The following is a 16,034-nucleotide window of genomic DNA, read 5'->3' as shown; positions in this document are numbered from 1 at the left end:
TGATCTGAAGGGTTGGTTATGAATGGGTTTAGCCGATTGATATGCTTTTTGTTTGCGCTTCTGCAGGTCACTGTCTGTTCCGCGAAGCAGATCATCATTCCTTTTGGCAGCGAAGGCAAAATTGTTTACCACTCGGAATCTGGTCTGTATGATGTAATGGCTGGCGACAATAAAGTAATCTCTTCGGCACGAGGCGCAGCTAAGAATGGCGGGTTGCTGCTGAACAGTACAGACTATATGTATGCTGGTCACCGCCTGACAAACATTACTGACGGGTTTGGACGCGGACTTAAATACGTGTTTAATCTGCGGCGTGACGGCCAGCCTGACATGGAGCAGGTGTTCTATGTGTACCCCGGACATGACTATTTTTTTACGGAACTGGCGATAAGAGGCAAGCGCCTGGTGAGCAATTATTTATCGCCCATACAGGCCGGGGCAGTTCAGGTTTCCGCCAGCGGCGGGAATAAAGTACTGTTTGTGCCTTTTGACAACGACGCTTTTGTAAGATATCACACGGAGGCTTTGCGTCGGGGCCTGACAACGACGAGTTCGGAGGTGGGCGTAATATTTGACGATCGAAGCAGGGCAGGACTGGTGGCTGGTTCTGTGGCGCACACGGAATGGAAAACGGGAGTTAAAACGGCGGGCTTGAATGATAAACAGGCGCAGTTTGAAGTCACCGCCGGGTACACCGATCCGCAGGTAACCCGCGATCAGTTGGAGCATGGTAGTCTGACCGGCAGTGTGATCCGTTCACCAAGAATTTTTGTAGGCTATTTTGACGACTGGCGGGTGGGTATGGAGGCTTACGGTAAGGCCAACAGGATTCACGAAAAGCCCTTTGTGTTCAACTGGGACAAACCAGTGCCCTTTGGCTGGAACAGCTGGGGGGTGATACAAACCAAACTGAGCTATGAAAATGCGACTGGTGTGGCGGACTATTTTGCGGAGGAGCTTTCTGGTTTCAGAAATGACCATACGGCTTACATCGACCTGGATTCCTTCTGGGACAATATGACCGGCGGGATGCGCGGCGACTATACCAAACTTAAAGCGTTTGCGGATCACTGCAAGCGGAAAGGCTTGCAGCCTGGCGTGTACTGGGCGCCGTTTACCGACTGGGGTTTTGCCTCAGGAGGTAACAGGACAGCCGAAGGCAGTAAGTACAGGTTTGCCGACATGTGGACCAAGGTGAAGCAAGGCTATCATGATTTTGACGGTGCCAGGGCACTGGACCCTACACATCCCGGGACGCAGAGGCGGATTGACTTTATTGTCGATAAGCTTAAAGGCTGCGGATTTACCATGATCAAGATCGATTTTCTGGGGCATGCCGCGGCTGAGTCGGACGCCTTCTATGATAAATCTGTAACCACTGGAATGCAGGCCTATCGTGTAGGCATGGAATACCTGGTGAAGCGGCTGGATGGACAAATGCTGATCTACGCGGCCATATCGCCCAGTATGGCTACGGGCCGCTATGCGCACATCCGGCGGATTGCCTGTGATGCCTGGAAGAGCATGAAAGATACGGAGTACACGTTGAACAGCGTGACGTATGGCTGGTGGCAGACGTATGTATACAATTTTATCGATGCTGATCACGTTGTATTTGGAGATGAAGCTGAGGGGGTTAACCGGGCAAGGCTTGCTTCGGCGCTTGTTACCGGTACTTTGATTACGGGAGATGATTTTGCCTCGCCAGGCAAATGGGATTTGACGGCGAAAAAGTTGCTGCAAAATAGTGAACTTCTGGACATCGCACGGCATGGGGTAGCTTTCAGGCCGGAACCTGCGGAAAGTGCAGATGGTGCTGCTGAGGTGTTTACGTCGAAGCGAAACGGATATATGTATGTGGCCGTGTTTAACTATACGGGCAAGGTAAAACGTGTTGTGATTCCGCTTGGGGATATAGGTTTAAAACGCGACAAGTACGAGGCTGAACCTCTTTTTGGTGTTGTGGCTTCGCCGTTGAAGGCATCTGGCAGACTGGAGTTTGCGCTTGCCGCTTCAGATGCGGAAATATTTAAGATAAAGTTATAAACAGGATGATTTATAAAGGATTGTACAAATGAATAGACGTTTAGCGATAAAGCAGATCATGATCTTTGGCGGGGGACTAGCCCTGTTGCCTTCAGGATTGAAGGCTGCAGGAAAGGCTTCTGTGTGGCTTAATCATGTGCGTATGGATGCGGCTGAAGAGAAGTTGCTCGGAGAGATCGCGGAGATCATTATTCCGAAGACGACGACCCCGGGGGCGAAAGATTTGGGGCTGCATCTGTTTGTCATGAAGATGGTGGATGACTGCTACAAACCGCAGGACCAGAAGCGTTTTATGTCGGGTTTGGCCGCTTTCAAAGGTCTGGACCCCTCGGCGCTGAACGAGATGGTGGTTCAGGTGAATGCTGGCAAAGCGGAGTCTGATGATATTAAGGCGTTTTTCCGCATCATGAAACAACAGACGATCAATGGTTATTTGAATTCTAAGTATGTAATGACCAACCTGGTGAAATGGGAGCTTGTACCAGCCAGGTATAATGGATACTTTCCAGTAAAATCTTAACGAATATGTCAAACCTTAATATAAATAGCGTAAAGAACAATACTTACGATGCGATCGTTATCGGTTCGGGTATAAGCGGCGGCTGGGCCGCTAAGGAGTTCACCGGCAAGGGCCTGAAAACGCTTGTGCTTGAGCGGGGAAGGGACGTAAAGCATATTGTCGACTATCCTACCACAAATAAATATCCATACGATTTCGAACATCGTGGGGAGCCTTCTTTGAAAATAAGAACGGAGAGTCCGATTGTAAGCAGATGCTATGCCTTCAGGGAGGATGCCATGCATTTCTTTGTGAAGGACAACGAGCACCCTTATGTTCAGGAAAAGCCGTTTGACTGGATAAGGGGTTATCAGGTAGGGGGTAAGTCGTTGTTGTGGGCGCGTCAGACCCAGCGCTGGAGCGACCTTGATTTTGAGGGGCCTATGCGTGATGGTTTTGCGGTGGACTGGCCCATCCGGTATAAGGACATTGCTCCGTGGTACAGCTATGTGGAACGCTTTGCGGGGATATCGGGAAACCGTGACGGTTTGGCCGAACTGCCGGATGGGGAATTCCTGCCTGCTTATCCGCTGAATGCTGTGGAGGATCATTTTAAAAAATCGCTTATCAGCAAATACGGGAACCGGCACGTGATCAGCGCCCGCGGCGCACATATCTCCAAGGGCAGCGACGTGTTTTATGAGCAGGGAAGGGCGCAGTGCCAGAACCGCAGGCTTTGCCAGCGCGGGTGCCCATTTGGAGGTTATTTCAGCAGTAATGCTTCTACCTTGCCCTGGGCGCAGAAGACCGGCAAGATGACGCTAAGACCGAATTCTGTGGTAGAATCGATCCTTTACGATGATAAAGCAGGTAAAGCTACCGGGGTTAGGGTTATTGATGCCAACACGAATGAGGTGATGGAGTTTTATGCCAAGGTGATCTTTGTGAACGCCGGGGCGATCAATACCAACCTTATATTGCTGAATTCTAAGTCGGCCCGCTTCCCCAACGGTTTGGGCAACGACAATGGCTTGCTTGGGAAATATGTCGCTTTCCATAATTACAGTGCACGTATAAGTGCACAATATCCTGGTTTGAAGCAGTTTACCACCGATGGACGCAATCCGGTAGGCGGAGGGTATATTCCGCGGTTCCGGAATCTGCATAAGCAGGAAACAAATTTTATGCGAGGTTATGCGGCCGGGTTCAGTGCATCCAGAGGCTCTGATTCGGATACCTCAGGGATAGGAGCGGAATTGAAAATGCAGCTGCAGCATAAAAAGCTTGGTCCGTGGCGGGTAGGTTCTCACATGATGGGAGAAACGATTCCGAAGGAAAGTAACTATGTGCAGCTCGATAGTGAGCAAAAAGATAAATGGGGCATTCCTCAGCTGAAGATTTCGGTTGACTACGACGACAACGATGTAAAAATGAAGAAAGATTACATTGAGCAGCTATCGGAGATGTTTACCGCTGCAGGGTTTACTGACATTCGGGTAAACGCTGCAAGCCAGGCCCCTGGGCTGGACATTCATGAAATGGGTGGTGTAAGGATGGGACACGACCCAGGCACATCGCTCCTGAACAAGTGGCACCAGCTTCATCAGTGCAAGAATGTTTTTGTAACTGACGGCGCCTGCATGACAAGTACCTCGACACAGAATCCATCGCTGACTTACATGGCTTTTACGGCAAGGGCGGTTGACTACGCCGTGTCGGCCATGAAGCGCTTGGAGCTTTGATCGGGAAGCAGTAGTTTAGCGGTATGTCATAATAATGCAAAATAATTGCTGAAAATTATCTTATTATTTAAATCGCGTAAAAAAAAGTCAATTCCATTAGCTTTTTTAATACGATTTACCTTAAATTTATTTCCAATATAATTGAGGGATTATAAAAAGCAAAATTATGAAGACATTAGGTGAGAAGTTTAAAATCTTACGACAGCGTAAAGGCGTTAATCAAAAGGCTATGGCCGACCTGTTGGATATTTCGATACCCGCATATTCTAAACTGGAAACAAGTATTACTGACCCGAACTTTAGCAGGATTAATCAGATCGCCGAGGTGCATAACATTACGTTAAGGCAGCTGCTGGATGTGGGGGAAGAGGACGCTAATGAGCAAACTGTTCTTGTTGACCAGTTGAAAAGCCGTATCGCCGAACTCGAAAGTACGGTGATCCGTTTACAGGGAAAACTTATTGAACTGTATGATCAGGAAGATAACCGGAGAAAAAACGCATAGTTGCTAAAAGCATTAAGGTAAACAGGTCTATTTCCTGTTTACCATCTTTAACAGTTCCTGACATCTGCTGCTAAGCCAGGCAAAACCTGGTGTTTCGCTGTCTGGTCGGGCAAACAGCTTTGAACCAAAGCCTATAGCCGAAACACCTGCATTCAGCCAACTGCTGATGCTTTCATGAGTCAGCTCTACCCCGCCGGTAGGCATGAACTTCAAATCCGGGAACAGAGGTTTTATCGATTTCAGGTATGCGGGACCGAGAATGTCTCCCGGGAATAATTTGATGAGTGTGGCACCGAGCTCTTCTGCCAGGGATATTTCGGTGGGTGTCATGCAGCCGGGAATCCAAAGCTTATTTTCTTTTTGTACAGCCTCCGCTATTTCGGCTTTTACTATAGGGCTTACCACGAAGTCGGCCCCTTTTTCTAAAAACGTCCTGGCCTGATCTGCTGTTTTGATGGTTCCGATACCTAATTGGAGGTCGGGATACTGCTCGTCGCGGAGCCTCATCAATATGCTGAAATTTTCAGCTGCATTGACGCCGCGATTGGTGAATTCAAAGATCCTTATACCGCCTTCATAGCAGGCTTTGAGTACTGAACTACATACTTCCGGGTCATCATGATAATATACGGGAATGACCGGATACTGTTCTATACTGGATATGGTGCTTAAATGTGCTTTCATATACATTAGATTGTGCCGTTGCCGAAATCGCCTTTTACGAATAACTTCTGGTACCCGGCATTTGTTGCGTATTCCGCTATTTTTTGTCCACCGGCATTACTTAATAAGGCCGCAATAAACCCGGCCATAAAAGCGTCGCCGCTTCCGATCCGGTCTACCACCCGCTGTGTTTCATGAACAGGGGAGTGATAATGTCCTTCACGATTATGGTAGGTGCCGTGGAAAAGGTTGTGTGTGGGTTGGTCCATAAACCGGAATGTTTGTGCGATATGTTTGCAGCGCGGGAAAAGGTCAAAGATCTCGGTGGCGCATTTGGCAGCTTCCATACGCAGATCATCTACGCTGGTATGTCGCCCCACAGAACTGTTGATGCTTGTGCCAAGCATTTTGCTGGCCGCCCAGATATTGCCCATGACCACATCGCAATGATCCACAAGGCCGGGCATGACCACTATGGGTTCTTTTCCGTAATCCCAAAGCCTGCTCCGGTAGTTGAGATCGACCGATATGGTAAGATTATTGGCCCGGGCAGCCTGAAGCGCCTCCTGACAAAGCAAGGCAGCATGTTCGCTTAGCGCCGGGGTAATGGCGGTCCAGTGAAACCATGTATGCCCCTTCATCACCTCGTTCCAGTCGATCGTTCCAGGTTTAAGGTTACTGAATGAGGAGTGCTTTCTGTCGTACACCACCTCACCGCTGCTGAGCCCGTTGGCCGACAGCAGAAAATACAGTCCCAGCCTTCCTTCAGCTTTAATGGTTTTGGAGATGTCGACATTCAGTTCTTCCAGATAGCTGAGGACGTTGGAGGTCAGTGGATTATCCGGAACACAACTCAGGTAGGAGACGGGAATACCCCACTGTCCGAGTGATGCCGCGACGTTTGCTTCCGATCCGCCGGGATAAATCGAAACCGCCTGGTCGGACGCAATGAAGTGTTCTGCGGCAGAGCTAAGACGAAGCAGTAATTCGCCAAAAATAAGTACGTTATCTTTCGTTTGCATCTATTGGTGTCTCCCGATACAATTATACAAGATTATGCGTAGCTTTCTGCATCTGCCTGCAGCGATTCACGAAATCGTTTTCGGGTGGAGGGTTCCCTTCAGCTTGAATTCCGAACCATCAGAACGGTGTCTAAAACCTTAGTTTCGTGGGATATCTCACCTGATTTGTGTTCAATCAGTGCGATAAGCTTTTCGGCAGCAAGTTGTCCAATTTCGAACGCAGGCTGGTGAACAGTGGTTAGCGCCGGGTTTAATGCATCGGCCAGATCTGTGTTGGTGAAGCCTACCAGGCCAAGATCAGCGGGAATTTTTATACCTCTCTTATTGAGGATAGCGAGGCACTGTGTGCTGATCTGATCCCCCGCAGTGAAGATGGCATCGGGCGCGGTATCAAGTTTCAGCAGCTCGTCTATCGCGTGCTCCAGATCTGTCCTTATACTGGAGGAATCTGAATAGCTGCAGTATTTGACAAGCTCGGGGCGGTAGGTGATTCCTTGATCCTGTAAGGCTTGCTTATAGCCGTTCAGGCGATCGGTGGAAATGCTTAAAGTGGTATTTGTAGTAATATGCGCAATATTACGGTAGCCCTGGTCTAACAAGTGAGTTGTCGCTTCGTAGGCTCCCTTAAAGTTGTCGGCCCCAACCTTGTCGGTATGCATCTGCTCACTGAGCCTGTCGAAAAGCACGATAGGCAATCCGCCCGCCTGCAGGGATTTCAGGAAACTGAAGTCGCTCGTTTCGCAGGCTGGTGAAATCAATATGCCGTCGACCCCGCCGGCATGAAGCAGTTCGAGACAAGCCCTCTCCTGTAGGTACGATTCCTTGCTCTGCATAATGATGGTCTGATAGGCGCGGGCAGTGCTCACCTGATCGATTCCATCGAGCATCTGTGCAACAAAATTGTTGTTCAGCGAACAAACAACCACACCGATGGATCTGCTCTTTCCTTCCTTTAAGCCTTTAGCCAGGCGGTTTGGGGAATAATGATGTTCGCGGGCGTATTCCAGTACCCTGGCCTTGGTATCTGTGCTGATCTCATAACTGTCGTTAAGAGACTTTGATATGGTAGAGATAGATAAATTAAGCGCCTTGGCAATATCTTTAAGGGTAACGCTGCTTTTCATTCTGACTCTTGTTTGGTGCTACCTGGCGAAGTTGCAATTATTAAACCTGAATACGATATTTTTTCGGCACTTTTTGAAATGACAAATAGATGATAGGGATTTTAAAAAACGTATTTACATTTGCTTAACAGTGTTAAATTATTTACAGGTTTAGCGAAAAGGTCATGGGAAGTAAGGAGCGAATTGCACGACTTAAGGAAGAAACAAGGTTGAATATTCTTGATGCCTCACTTGATATTGTGAAGGAGGAGGGCTGGCAGGCGCTTAGCATGCGGAAGATAGCGGATAAGATTGAGTATACCGCGCCGATTATCTATGAATATTTTCCGAACAAGGAGGGGATCCTTCTGGAGCTTACCCGCAGAGGCTACTTGATACTGGCTGGTGAAATTAAGGATGCAAGAGCCAGGTTTAACACGCCCGAAGAGCAGTTGGAGGCTATGTGGATTGCATACTGGGATTTCGCTTTCAAATATAAGGAGCTTTATCAGCTGATGTACGGTGTAGATATGAACTGCTGCGAGATGAAAAAAACCATGCCGGAAGCAGAGCTTGCCGACGATCCTATATACGAGGTGATTGAACAGCTGGTGACACGCGAAAACCCTTCGGAAGATTTTATTTGTACAAAGTTCTATACGTTCTGGTCGATTATTCATGGTTTGATTTCGATCAACCTGGTGAACAAGGGACGGAATGAAGAAATGAATCAAAAGATATTAAGAGATGCTATTAAAGGTATTACTCGGTATATAAACGACTGACCAAGGGGTTAGCGCCCTTTTTTTATCGCTATCACTTAACGACGTTAAACGGATTAAGGCCGTTATTTTTTGCCCATTATTAATAATTATATATGAAAACTCAAGTCAATTACACACATCTACTTAACAGTGTTAAACGGTATAATGTTGTTAATTACGTTATGCTTAGTCTGTTATCGGTTGCATTATATGGTTGTGCCAGCGGCGATGCGGCACCGACGGCGCCACCCCCGGTAGCACTTCCGGTGGCAGAAGTGCAGAAAACTAATGAAACCACCTACGTGGAATATCCTGCAGCTATAGAAGGTGCTGTGGATTTAGAAATACGTCCGCAAATATCTGGCGCACTGGAGAAAATCTATGTGAGCGAAGGCGCACTGGTTAAAAAAGGTCAGCCATTATTTAAAATCAATGAGCAACCTTTTATCCAGGCACTAAACAATGCGAAAGCATTGTTACAGTCGGCCAAAGCAGCCCTTTTGAACGCTTCGCTCGAGGTAGACAAGCTTACCCCGCTCGTTGCAAATAAGGTGGTTTCAGATTTCCAGTTGAAAAGTGCCAAAGCGGCATATGCAGTGGCATTGGCAAATGTTGAGCAAGCGAAGGCGGGCGTGGGTGCAGCCAGTATCAATCTGGGCTATACGCTTATAAAGGCGCCTGTGGGCGGTTATGTAGGTCGCCTCCCTAAAAAGCCGGGAAGTCTGGTTAACCCTTCTGATCCGCAACCGCTGACTCTATTGTCGGACGCTCACGACGTGCATGTCTATTTTTCACTTGGCGAAGATGACTTTATAGACTTTAACAACCGCTATCAGGGCAAAACCCTGGCTGAACGGGCGAGGCAGATTCCGGAGGTTTCACTTTTGCTGGCCGATCAAACCGTGTATCCTTATAAGGGTAGGGTGGATATGGTAGACGGACAGTTTGACAAACAAACCGGTTCAATATCGATGCGGGCAACTTTTCCGAATGCGGAGGGACTGCTGAGATCGGGCAATACCGGGAAAATCCGTCTGGGCGTTTCACACCGCGATGCCATCCTGGTTCCGCAATCGGCCACCATAGAGATGCAGGACAAAATATTTGTTTTTGCTGTAGCCGACAGTAACAAAGTGAAAAAAGTGCCGATCACTGTTGCTGCAAAGAGCGGTACAAATTATTTGGTAAAGGAGGGGATCAAGACCGGCGATCAGATCGTGCTGAGCGGCATTGACCGCTTGCAGGAAGGGCAGGCGATTAAGCCAGAAAAGGCTGCCCAGAAGGTTGCGAAACTCTAATAATGCATATATAAAATAGAAATAAGATGTTTAAAATATTTATACAAAGACCTGTACTTGCTACGGTGATCTCCATCCTACTGGTGATTCTGGGCGTATTGGGTTTAACACGATTGCCGCTTCAGCAATTTCCCGATATCGCGCCGCCCTCCGTGTTGGTTACCGCGATGTATCCAGGCGCAAGCGCCGAGACCGTGTTGCGGTCAGTTGCCCCCTCCATAGAAGAATCCATAAACGGGGTGGAGAATATGAGCTATATGAGTTCTACAGCCAGTAACGACGGCTCGCTGGCTATAACGGTGTACTTTAAGCTGGGCACCGACCCGGACCAGGCGGCTGTAAATGTGCAGAACCGTGTTGCCCAGGCTACTTCGCAATTGCCCGTTGAGGTGGTACAGCAGGGAATCACTACGGCAAAGCAGCAGAACAACTTTATTATGGCGATTGGGCTGTATACGAACGATGAAAATAAGTATGACCAGACGTTTGTAGCTAACTATGCGCAGATCAATATTATTCCTGAAATAAAACGTATTCCTGGTGTAGGCGCAGCCAGCATTTTTGGTGGTGTTAAGGACTATTCGATGCGGGTGTGGCTAAACCCTGCGCAGATGGCTGCTTATAAAGTGACGCCTAATGAGATCATGATGGCGATTCAGGATAAAAGTCTGGAGGCAGCGCCGGGCAGGTTCGGCGAGAAAAGTAAGGAGGTGTTTGAATATGTGATTAAGTACAAAGGCAAGCTGAACAAGCCGGAGGAGTACGAGAATATTGCCATAAGGGCCAATGATGATGGTACGATTCTGCGTTTGAAAGATGTAGCCAGGGTGGAGTTTGGTGCATATTCATACTCAAGTCTGACGAGTTTGAACGGAAAGAAAGGCGTGGTTATCGGTGTGGTTCAGCTCGCAGGATCAAATTCAAACAATATCCAGATCGCGATCAATAAACTGCTGGAAAAGTCGGCCAAAGATTATCCGTCGGGCATTGAACATAACGTTTTCTACAGTACGAAAGTTGCGCTTGACCAGTCGATTGACCAGGTGAAGCATACCCTTATTGAAGCCTTCGTGTTGGTATTTGTTGTGGTGTTTCTTTTCCTTCAGGATTTCCGGTCGACACTCATACCCGCGATTGCCGTTCCGGTGGCCATATTGGGCACGTTTTTCTTCATGCAATTGTTCGGCTTCTCCATTAACCTGCTGACATTATTTGCCCTGGTTCTGGCCATCGGTATCGTGGTGGATGACGCTATTGTGGTTGTAGAGGCCGTGCATGCGAAAATTGAACGTAAGGGGCTTTCCGCAAAATCGGCCACCACGGAAGCCATGCATGAGATTACCGGTGCCATCATTTCGATTACCTTGGTGATGGCAGCTGTTTTTCTCCCCGTGGGATTTATGGAAGGCTCTACCGGCGTATTTTACCGTCAGTTTGCCTTTACGATGGCAATCGCCATCGTGATCTCAGCAGTCAACGCCCTCACCTTGAGTCCGGCACTCGCTGCCTTATTTTTAAAGGACGGGCACGCGGGGCATGGCGATGAGGGTTCGCAGCCACAAGGCAAAAGAACCTTCAGCCAGAAATTCTTTACCGGATTTAACCGGAGTTTTGATGCGATGACCAAACGATATGTAGGGAGCTTGAAATTCCTTATCCGCAATAAATGGGTGAGTCTGGGTGGACTTGTAGTGATCACCCTGGGTACCATTTGGATGGTACGGTCGACACCCACCGGTTTTATCCCGACTGAGGACCAGGGTTTTATTGCTATTGCGGTAAACACCCCTTCAGGTACTTCGCTGGAAGGCACCTCTAAAGTAATGCAGGAGGCGGAAAATGCGCTCCAAAAGATGGGGACCTTTAAGTTTGTGACTTCAATACCTGGATTTAACCTATTGACCAACTCGACCAGTCCCTCGGCTGCCATATGCTTTGTGTTGCTGAAACCGGTGGAAGAAAGGGGCGAAGTGAAAGATATCAATGCCATTATGGGGCAGGTGAACGCCACCCTGAGCACAATAAGCGGCGGCACGTTTTTCGCATTCAGTTTCCCAACTGTACCAGGGTTCAGCAATGTGGAGGCGCTCGACCTTGTGCTGCAGGACAAAACAGGCGGTAAACTGGATAAGTTCAGCGGTGTTGCTAACGGATTTTTAGGCGAGCTGATGAAGCGTCCTGAGATCGCCGTGGCTTTCACCACATTTAAAGCGGACTATCCTCAACTGCAACTGGACGTTAATGAACAGAAGGCAGATCAGCTTGGTGTCTCTGTTAGGGATATCCTGCAAACGATGCAGACTTATTTTGGAAGTGCACAGGCTTCAGACTTTAACCGTTTCGGAAAATACTATCGGGTTATTGTCCAGGCTGATGTGGCAGACCGTGCAGAACCGTCGACCATTGACCGTGTTTTTGTGAAAAACAAGAATGGTGAAATGGTGCCGATCAATACGCTGGTAAAACTAACCCGCATCTATGGTTCAGAGACCGCATCGCGTTACAACCTGTTCAACTCCATCCAGGTCAACGCAATACCAAAGCCGGGCTTCAGTTCAGGTGATGCCATTAAAGCTATACAGGAGGTGGCGGCAGAACAGCTTCCGCAGGGATATGCATATGAATTCTCCGGCCAAACCCGGGAGGAAATATCTTCCGGTGGCCAGTCGACCATCATTTTTCTCCTGTGCCTGGTGTTCATCTACTTTTTGCTCGCTGCCCAATACGAGAGTTATATTCTGCCTCTGGCGGTTATCCTTTCTATTCCTACCGGTATTTTTGGCGTGTTTGTAGCCATCGGGCTGACTGGTATAGAGAACAATATTTATGTGCAGGTAGCGCTGATCATGCTTATTGGTTTGCTCGCTAAAAACGCGATCCTGATCGTTGAGTTTGCTGCGCAGCGCCGCCGTGCCGGTCAGCCACTTGTAGCCGCGGCTCTCGAAGCGGCCAAGCTCAGACTGCGTCCGATCATCATGACCTCATTGGCTTTTGTCGTCGGATTGTTTCCGATGAGTATCGCCACCGGGCCATCTGCACAGGGCAACCATTCCATCAGTATCGGTGCGGCCGGTGGTATGCTGTCGGGCGTAGTACTCGGCCTGTTCATTATCCCTGTCTTGTTTGTTGTTTTCCAATACCTGCAGGAGCGGGTAAGGAGAAACCCGGCACCTAAAATTCCAAGAGAAAACCATGTTAAAGAACTTATTCATGAAATTGCCTGATTATTCATATGTATTTTTGCTGCTGCTTGCCTTATCTGCAGGTTGCAGCGTTTCAAAAGACGTAGCGCTTCCGAGAGACGCTGTGCCTAGCACTTATCGAGGTGCAGCACAGCTCGGCGATACAGCTGGTGTTGGATCATTGTCTGTGACAGACTTTATAACCTCGGCGGAAATCCGTCGACTGATAGACACAGCCCTGGTCAGAAATTACGATATGCAACTTGCGCTGAAAAATATCGAAGCTGCCGATCTGCTTTTCAGGCAGGCCCGGTTGGGTAATCTTCCCAGCCTGGGCATGCAGGTGTCGGCCAATTCTACCCGGCCGTCAGACAATAGTCTGAGTGGGCTGAGTACCGGTCAGTTTTTAGGTACCCGGCACATTGAAGATTTTAATGCGAGCCTGAACCTTGTCTGGGAGGCGGATATCTGGGCGAAGATTAAAAACCAGAAGCAGGCTGCACTGGCGGGATATCTTCAAAGTGCCGAAGCAAGAAAGGCAGTTCAGACCCGACTTGTAGCCAACATAGCGAAAGGCTATTATCAATTGCTTATGATGGACGCCCAACTTGAGATCGCCCGTAAAAATCTGTCGCTGAATGACAGCACGCTTACGATCATCAAATTGCAGTTTGAGGCTGGTCAGGTTTCTTCATTGGCCGTGCAGCAGGCAGAGGCCCAACGCCTGGTAGCCGCCCAACTTGTACCTCAACTGGAGCAACAGATTGTGATCCAGGAGAACGCGATCAAGTTGCTCACCGGTAGCTTGCCTGGCCCCGTAGAACGGCTGTCTGATCTTGATCAGATCAGCATCCCGCCAGCCTTTAGTGCTGGTTTGCCCTCCAGTATGGTAAGCAGGAGGCCTGACGTCAAAACTGCTGAACTCTCGCTGGCCATCGCCAATGCACGCGTAGGCATCAGTAAGGCAAATATGTATCCTACCCTGAGTATTTCGGCCAGCGGCGGACTTAACTCTCTAAAGGCGAGCAACTGGTTTAACGTTCCGGCCTCGGTGTTCGGTATTGTGGGTGGCAGTATCACCCAACCCATTTTTCAGCGGAAGGAATTGAAAACGCAATTTGAGCTTGCCAAAATTGATCGAGAAAAGGTGGTCATACAGTTCCGGCAGTCGGTTTTGAGCGCCGTAGGCGAAGTGTCGGACGAGTTGGTGAAGCTGGAAAAGCTGAAGGACCAGTATGATATCTCGGCACAGCGTGCGGAAACTTTATCGCGTGCAGTTAAAAATGCTGGCCTGCTGTTCCAGAACGGCATGGCTACATATCTTGAGGTGATCACCGCGCAAAGCAATGCCCTTCAAAGTCAGCTGGAATTAACCGCGCTTAAAACCGCCAGATTGAATGCTTCGGTGGAATTATATCGCGCTTTGGGCGGAGGTATTTAAGCTTGATGCTTACCTGTTGTAGAAGGCTGGCCGATAAGGGCCAGCCTTAGTATTTTAGGATTCTGTCTAGAGTGGATAGGCAGTATCACTTTTGGTTTCTGATAAGACGAAAAAGCTTTGTACTGTGCTTACGTTTGGGAGGGTAGCAAGTTTATTGCGCAGAAACAGGTGATAAGCATCCATATCGCTTGTTGCAATGCGCAGGATAAAGTCGTATGCACCAGTCATCTGAAAGCATTCCATGACTTCGCTGAACTTCGCGACTTCAGTTTCGAATTCGCCCAGCGTTTCTGCCGTGTGTTCTTTCAAAAATACGTGGGAGAAAGCGATCAGGCTCCGGTTGACCTTCTTCCTGTCGAGAATCGCGACGATCCGCTTAATATATCCCTGTTCCTTAAGCCTGCGCACCCGTTCATGGATGGTAGCAATGGACTTGTTCAGTTTGAAAGCAAGTTCCTTGTTTGTTAAGGTAGCGTCCCTCTGCAGGAACTTGAGAATTTGAAGGTCTGTATGATCTAAATCTGTTTGCGTACTCATCTGCTTAATGGAAAAAAGTCATCATTTGGTGCTATCAGCATGCTAAAATAGAAAAACACACAATAATATTTAAGTTTTCCGAATAATTTCTTGTTTTTACCGCTATGTATTGATAATACGTCTAACTGTGCTGAATTTTGTTATTGATATTTAAAGGCAGACTATGTTAGTGGAAACCAAAGTTGCTGAAGCTTTCAGCACAGATCTGGAGAAGAAATTTGCGCACTTGTGGCACCTGGTGGGAAATACGCCGATGCTGGAATTGCAGTATACCTACAAGGGAAATCCCGGAAAAATATATGTCAAGTGTGAACACTATAATCTCACCGGAAGCGTTAAAGATAGAATGGCGCTCAATATTATGTCTGAAGCTTATAAAAGCGGAGTAATTAATCCAGGTGATACGATTATAGAGGCTACCAGTGGAAACACAGGTATTGCGTTTGCCGCTATAGGAAAGGCCTTAGGCCATTCTGTTAAAATCATTATGCCCAACTGGTTGAGCAAAGAGCGTATCGATATTATAAAAAGTATGGGTGCCGAAGTTATTCTTGTAAGCAGGGAAGAAGGTGGGTTTCTGGGCAGCATACGGATGTGTGAGGAAATGGCTGCTAAGGGTGGTGTGTTTTTGCCCAGACAGTTTGAAAATCGCTACAACGAAGAGGCTCATGAGAAAACGACAGGAAGGGAGATCTGGGAGCAGCTTAAAATGAATGGGATGACACCTGATGCGTTCGTGGCCGGAGTAGGAACGGGAGGAACAGTAATGGGCGTGGGCAAGGGATTGAAGGCACGCAATCCGAAGATTAAGATACATCCCCTTGAACCGGCTGAAAGTCCGACGCTTACTACCGGTTATAAGGTAGGCAGTCACAGGATACAGGGAATCTCTGATGAGTTTATTCCTGCTATCGTTAAATTGGATGACCTGGATGAGGTTATCCAGGCTAACGACGGAGATGCTATTATCATGGCGCAGAAGCTGGCGAAAGAGCTGGGGCTGGCTGTAGGTATCTCGTCGGGCGCAAATGTGATCGGTGCAATTAAACTAAAAGAGGAAATGGGAGTCGAATCTGTTATAGTAACGTTATTGAGTGATAGTAATAAAAAGTATCTTAGCACCGATTTAGTGAAAGAGGAACCAGTAAAAGACAATTACATCTCGACGGATACTGTTTTCACCGGGTATAGTACCATTTGTAGATTATAGAGAGAATAAACTTAAACAAATC

At 48.0% G+C, this 16,034-nt stretch carries 13 protein-coding genes; 9 read left to right on the top strand and 4 right to left on the bottom strand.

Features of this window, described 5'->3' with window-relative positions; translation table 11 throughout:
* The first annotated feature begins 18 nt into the window (after positions 1–18).
* The 4 genes from QEP07_RS03530 (at position 19) to QEP07_RS03515 (ending at position 4,792) form a co-directional block, all read left to right on the top strand.
* Positions 19–2,046 carry an alpha-amylase family protein gene (locus tag QEP07_RS03530; RefSeq protein WP_285008545.1) on the top strand — a complete coding sequence of 676 codons (2,028 nt, stop codon included), beginning with the start codon at positions 19–21 and terminating at the stop codon, positions 2,044–2,046.
* A 28-nt stretch (positions 2,047–2,074) separates the two neighbouring features.
* Positions 2,075–2,566 (top strand): gluconate 2-dehydrogenase subunit 3 family protein, encoded by a 492-nt coding sequence (locus tag QEP07_RS03525; RefSeq protein ID WP_285008544.1) that lies wholly within the window; start codon positions 2,075–2,077, stop codon positions 2,564–2,566.
* A 5-nt stretch (positions 2,567–2,571) separates the two neighbouring features.
* Complete coding sequence (locus QEP07_RS03520) at positions 2,572–4,287, top strand: GMC oxidoreductase (protein ID WP_285008543.1); 1,716 nt, start codon at positions 2,572–2,574, stop codon at positions 4,285–4,287.
* Positions 4,288–4,453: 166 nt separating this feature from the next.
* Complete coding sequence (locus QEP07_RS03515) at positions 4,454–4,792, top strand: helix-turn-helix domain-containing protein (protein ID WP_256005365.1); 339 nt, start codon at positions 4,454–4,456, stop codon at positions 4,790–4,792.
* 27 nt (positions 4,793–4,819) lie between these two features.
* Here the strand turns inward: QEP07_RS03515 and QEP07_RS03510 are convergent, their stop codons facing one another.
* The 3 genes from QEP07_RS03510 to QEP07_RS03500 all read right to left on the bottom strand — a co-directional run bounded on the left by QEP07_RS03510 (position 4,820) and on the right by QEP07_RS03500 (position 7,601).
* On the bottom strand, positions 4,820–5,476 hold the full coding sequence (locus tag QEP07_RS03510) for a beta/alpha barrel domain-containing protein (protein WP_285008542.1): 657 nt from the start codon (positions 5,474–5,476) through the stop codon (positions 4,820–4,822).
* A 5-nt stretch (positions 5,477–5,481) separates the two neighbouring features.
* On the bottom strand, positions 5,482–6,477 hold the full coding sequence (locus QEP07_RS03505; RefSeq protein ID WP_285008541.1) for a sugar kinase: 996 nt from the start codon (positions 6,475–6,477) through the stop codon (positions 5,482–5,484).
* A gap of 98 nt (positions 6,478–6,575) precedes the next feature.
* A complete protein-coding gene (locus QEP07_RS03500; protein ID WP_285008540.1) occupies positions 6,576–7,601 on the bottom strand; it encodes a LacI family DNA-binding transcriptional regulator in 1,026 nt (341 codons plus the stop codon).
* A gap of 164 nt (positions 7,602–7,765) precedes the next feature.
* On the opposite strand from QEP07_RS03500, the gene QEP07_RS03495 reads away from it, so the two are divergent.
* The 4 genes from QEP07_RS03495 to QEP07_RS03480 all read left to right on the top strand — a co-directional run bounded on the left by QEP07_RS03495 (position 7,766) and on the right by QEP07_RS03480 (position 14,265).
* Positions 7,766–8,365, top strand: a complete 600-nt coding sequence (locus tag QEP07_RS03495; RefSeq protein WP_285008539.1) for a TetR/AcrR family transcriptional regulator — start codon at positions 7,766–7,768, stop codon at positions 8,363–8,365.
* A gap of 92 nt (positions 8,366–8,457) precedes the next feature.
* A complete protein-coding gene (locus tag QEP07_RS03490; protein ID WP_285008538.1) occupies positions 8,458–9,642 on the top strand; it encodes an efflux RND transporter periplasmic adaptor subunit in 1,185 nt (394 codons plus the stop codon).
* A gap of 26 nt (positions 9,643–9,668) precedes the next feature.
* On the top strand, positions 9,669–12,866 hold the full coding sequence (locus QEP07_RS03485) for an efflux RND transporter permease subunit (protein WP_285008537.1): 3,198 nt from the start codon (positions 9,669–9,671) through the stop codon (positions 12,864–12,866).
* Positions 12,853–14,265: a TolC family protein gene (locus tag QEP07_RS03480; RefSeq protein ID WP_285008536.1), complete on the top strand. Its 1,413-nt coding sequence runs from the start codon at positions 12,853–12,855 to the stop codon at positions 14,263–14,265. The genes QEP07_RS03485 and QEP07_RS03480 overlap by 14 nt, the downstream gene beginning before the upstream one ends.
* A gap of 66 nt (positions 14,266–14,331) precedes the next feature.
* On the opposite strand, the gene QEP07_RS03475 is transcribed toward QEP07_RS03480, so the two are convergent.
* On the bottom strand, positions 14,332–14,802 hold the full coding sequence (locus tag QEP07_RS03475) for an Lrp/AsnC family transcriptional regulator (protein ID WP_256005383.1): 471 nt from the start codon (positions 14,800–14,802) through the stop codon (positions 14,332–14,334).
* A 163-nt stretch (positions 14,803–14,965) separates the two neighbouring features.
* Here QEP07_RS03475 and QEP07_RS03470 point away from each other — a divergent pair, with 163 nt between their 5' ends.
* Positions 14,966–16,012: a PLP-dependent cysteine synthase family protein gene (locus QEP07_RS03470; RefSeq protein ID WP_285008535.1), complete on the top strand. Its 1,047-nt coding sequence runs from the start codon at positions 14,966–14,968 to the stop codon at positions 16,010–16,012.
* The last annotated feature ends 22 nt before the right edge of the window (positions 16,013–16,034 follow it).

Origin of the sequence: Pedobacter faecalis (genome assembly GCF_030182585.1) — a bacterium.
GTDB classification, from domain to species: Bacteria; Bacteroidota; Bacteroidia; order Sphingobacteriales; family Sphingobacteriaceae; genus Pedobacter; species Pedobacter faecalis.
The sequence above is the reverse complement of the archived record's forward strand: the minus strand, read 5'-3'. Positions and strand labels throughout refer to the sequence as shown.

Excerpts from the sequence above, each read along its gene's own strand:
- QEP07_RS03530 (WP_285008545.1), top strand. The coding sequence starts at position 19 with ATGAATGGGTTTAGCCGATTGATATGCTTTTTGTTTGCGCTTCTGCAG.
- QEP07_RS03525 (WP_285008544.1), top strand. The coding sequence starts at position 2,075 with ATGAATAGACGTTTAGCGATAAAGCAGATCATGATCTTTGGCGGGGGA.
- QEP07_RS03520 (WP_285008543.1), top strand. The coding sequence starts at position 2,572 with ATGTCAAACCTTAATATAAATAGCGTAAAGAACAATACTTACGATGCG.
- QEP07_RS03515 (WP_256005365.1), top strand. The coding sequence starts at position 4,454 with ATGAAGACATTAGGTGAGAAGTTTAAAATCTTACGACAGCGTAAAGGC.
- QEP07_RS03510 (WP_285008542.1), bottom strand. The coding sequence starts at position 5,476 with ATGAAAGCACATTTAAGCACCATATCCAGTATAGAACAGTATCCGGTC.
- QEP07_RS03505 (WP_285008541.1), bottom strand. The coding sequence starts at position 6,477 with ATGCAAACGAAAGATAACGTACTTATTTTTGGCGAATTACTGCTTCGT.
- QEP07_RS03500 (WP_285008540.1), bottom strand. The coding sequence starts at position 7,601 with ATGAAAAGCAGCGTTACCCTTAAAGATATTGCCAAGGCGCTTAATTTA.
- QEP07_RS03495 (WP_285008539.1), top strand. The coding sequence starts at position 7,766 with ATGGGAAGTAAGGAGCGAATTGCACGACTTAAGGAAGAAACAAGGTTG.
- QEP07_RS03490 (WP_285008538.1), top strand. The coding sequence starts at position 8,458 with ATGAAAACTCAAGTCAATTACACACATCTACTTAACAGTGTTAAACGG.
- QEP07_RS03485 (WP_285008537.1), top strand. The coding sequence starts at position 9,669 with ATGTTTAAAATATTTATACAAAGACCTGTACTTGCTACGGTGATCTCC.
- QEP07_RS03480 (WP_285008536.1), top strand. The coding sequence starts at position 12,853 with ATGAAATTGCCTGATTATTCATATGTATTTTTGCTGCTGCTTGCCTTA.
- QEP07_RS03475 (WP_256005383.1), bottom strand. The coding sequence starts at position 14,802 with ATGAGTACGCAAACAGATTTAGATCATACAGACCTTCAAATTCTCAAG.
- QEP07_RS03470 (WP_285008535.1), top strand. The coding sequence starts at position 14,966 with ATGTTAGTGGAAACCAAAGTTGCTGAAGCTTTCAGCACAGATCTGGAG.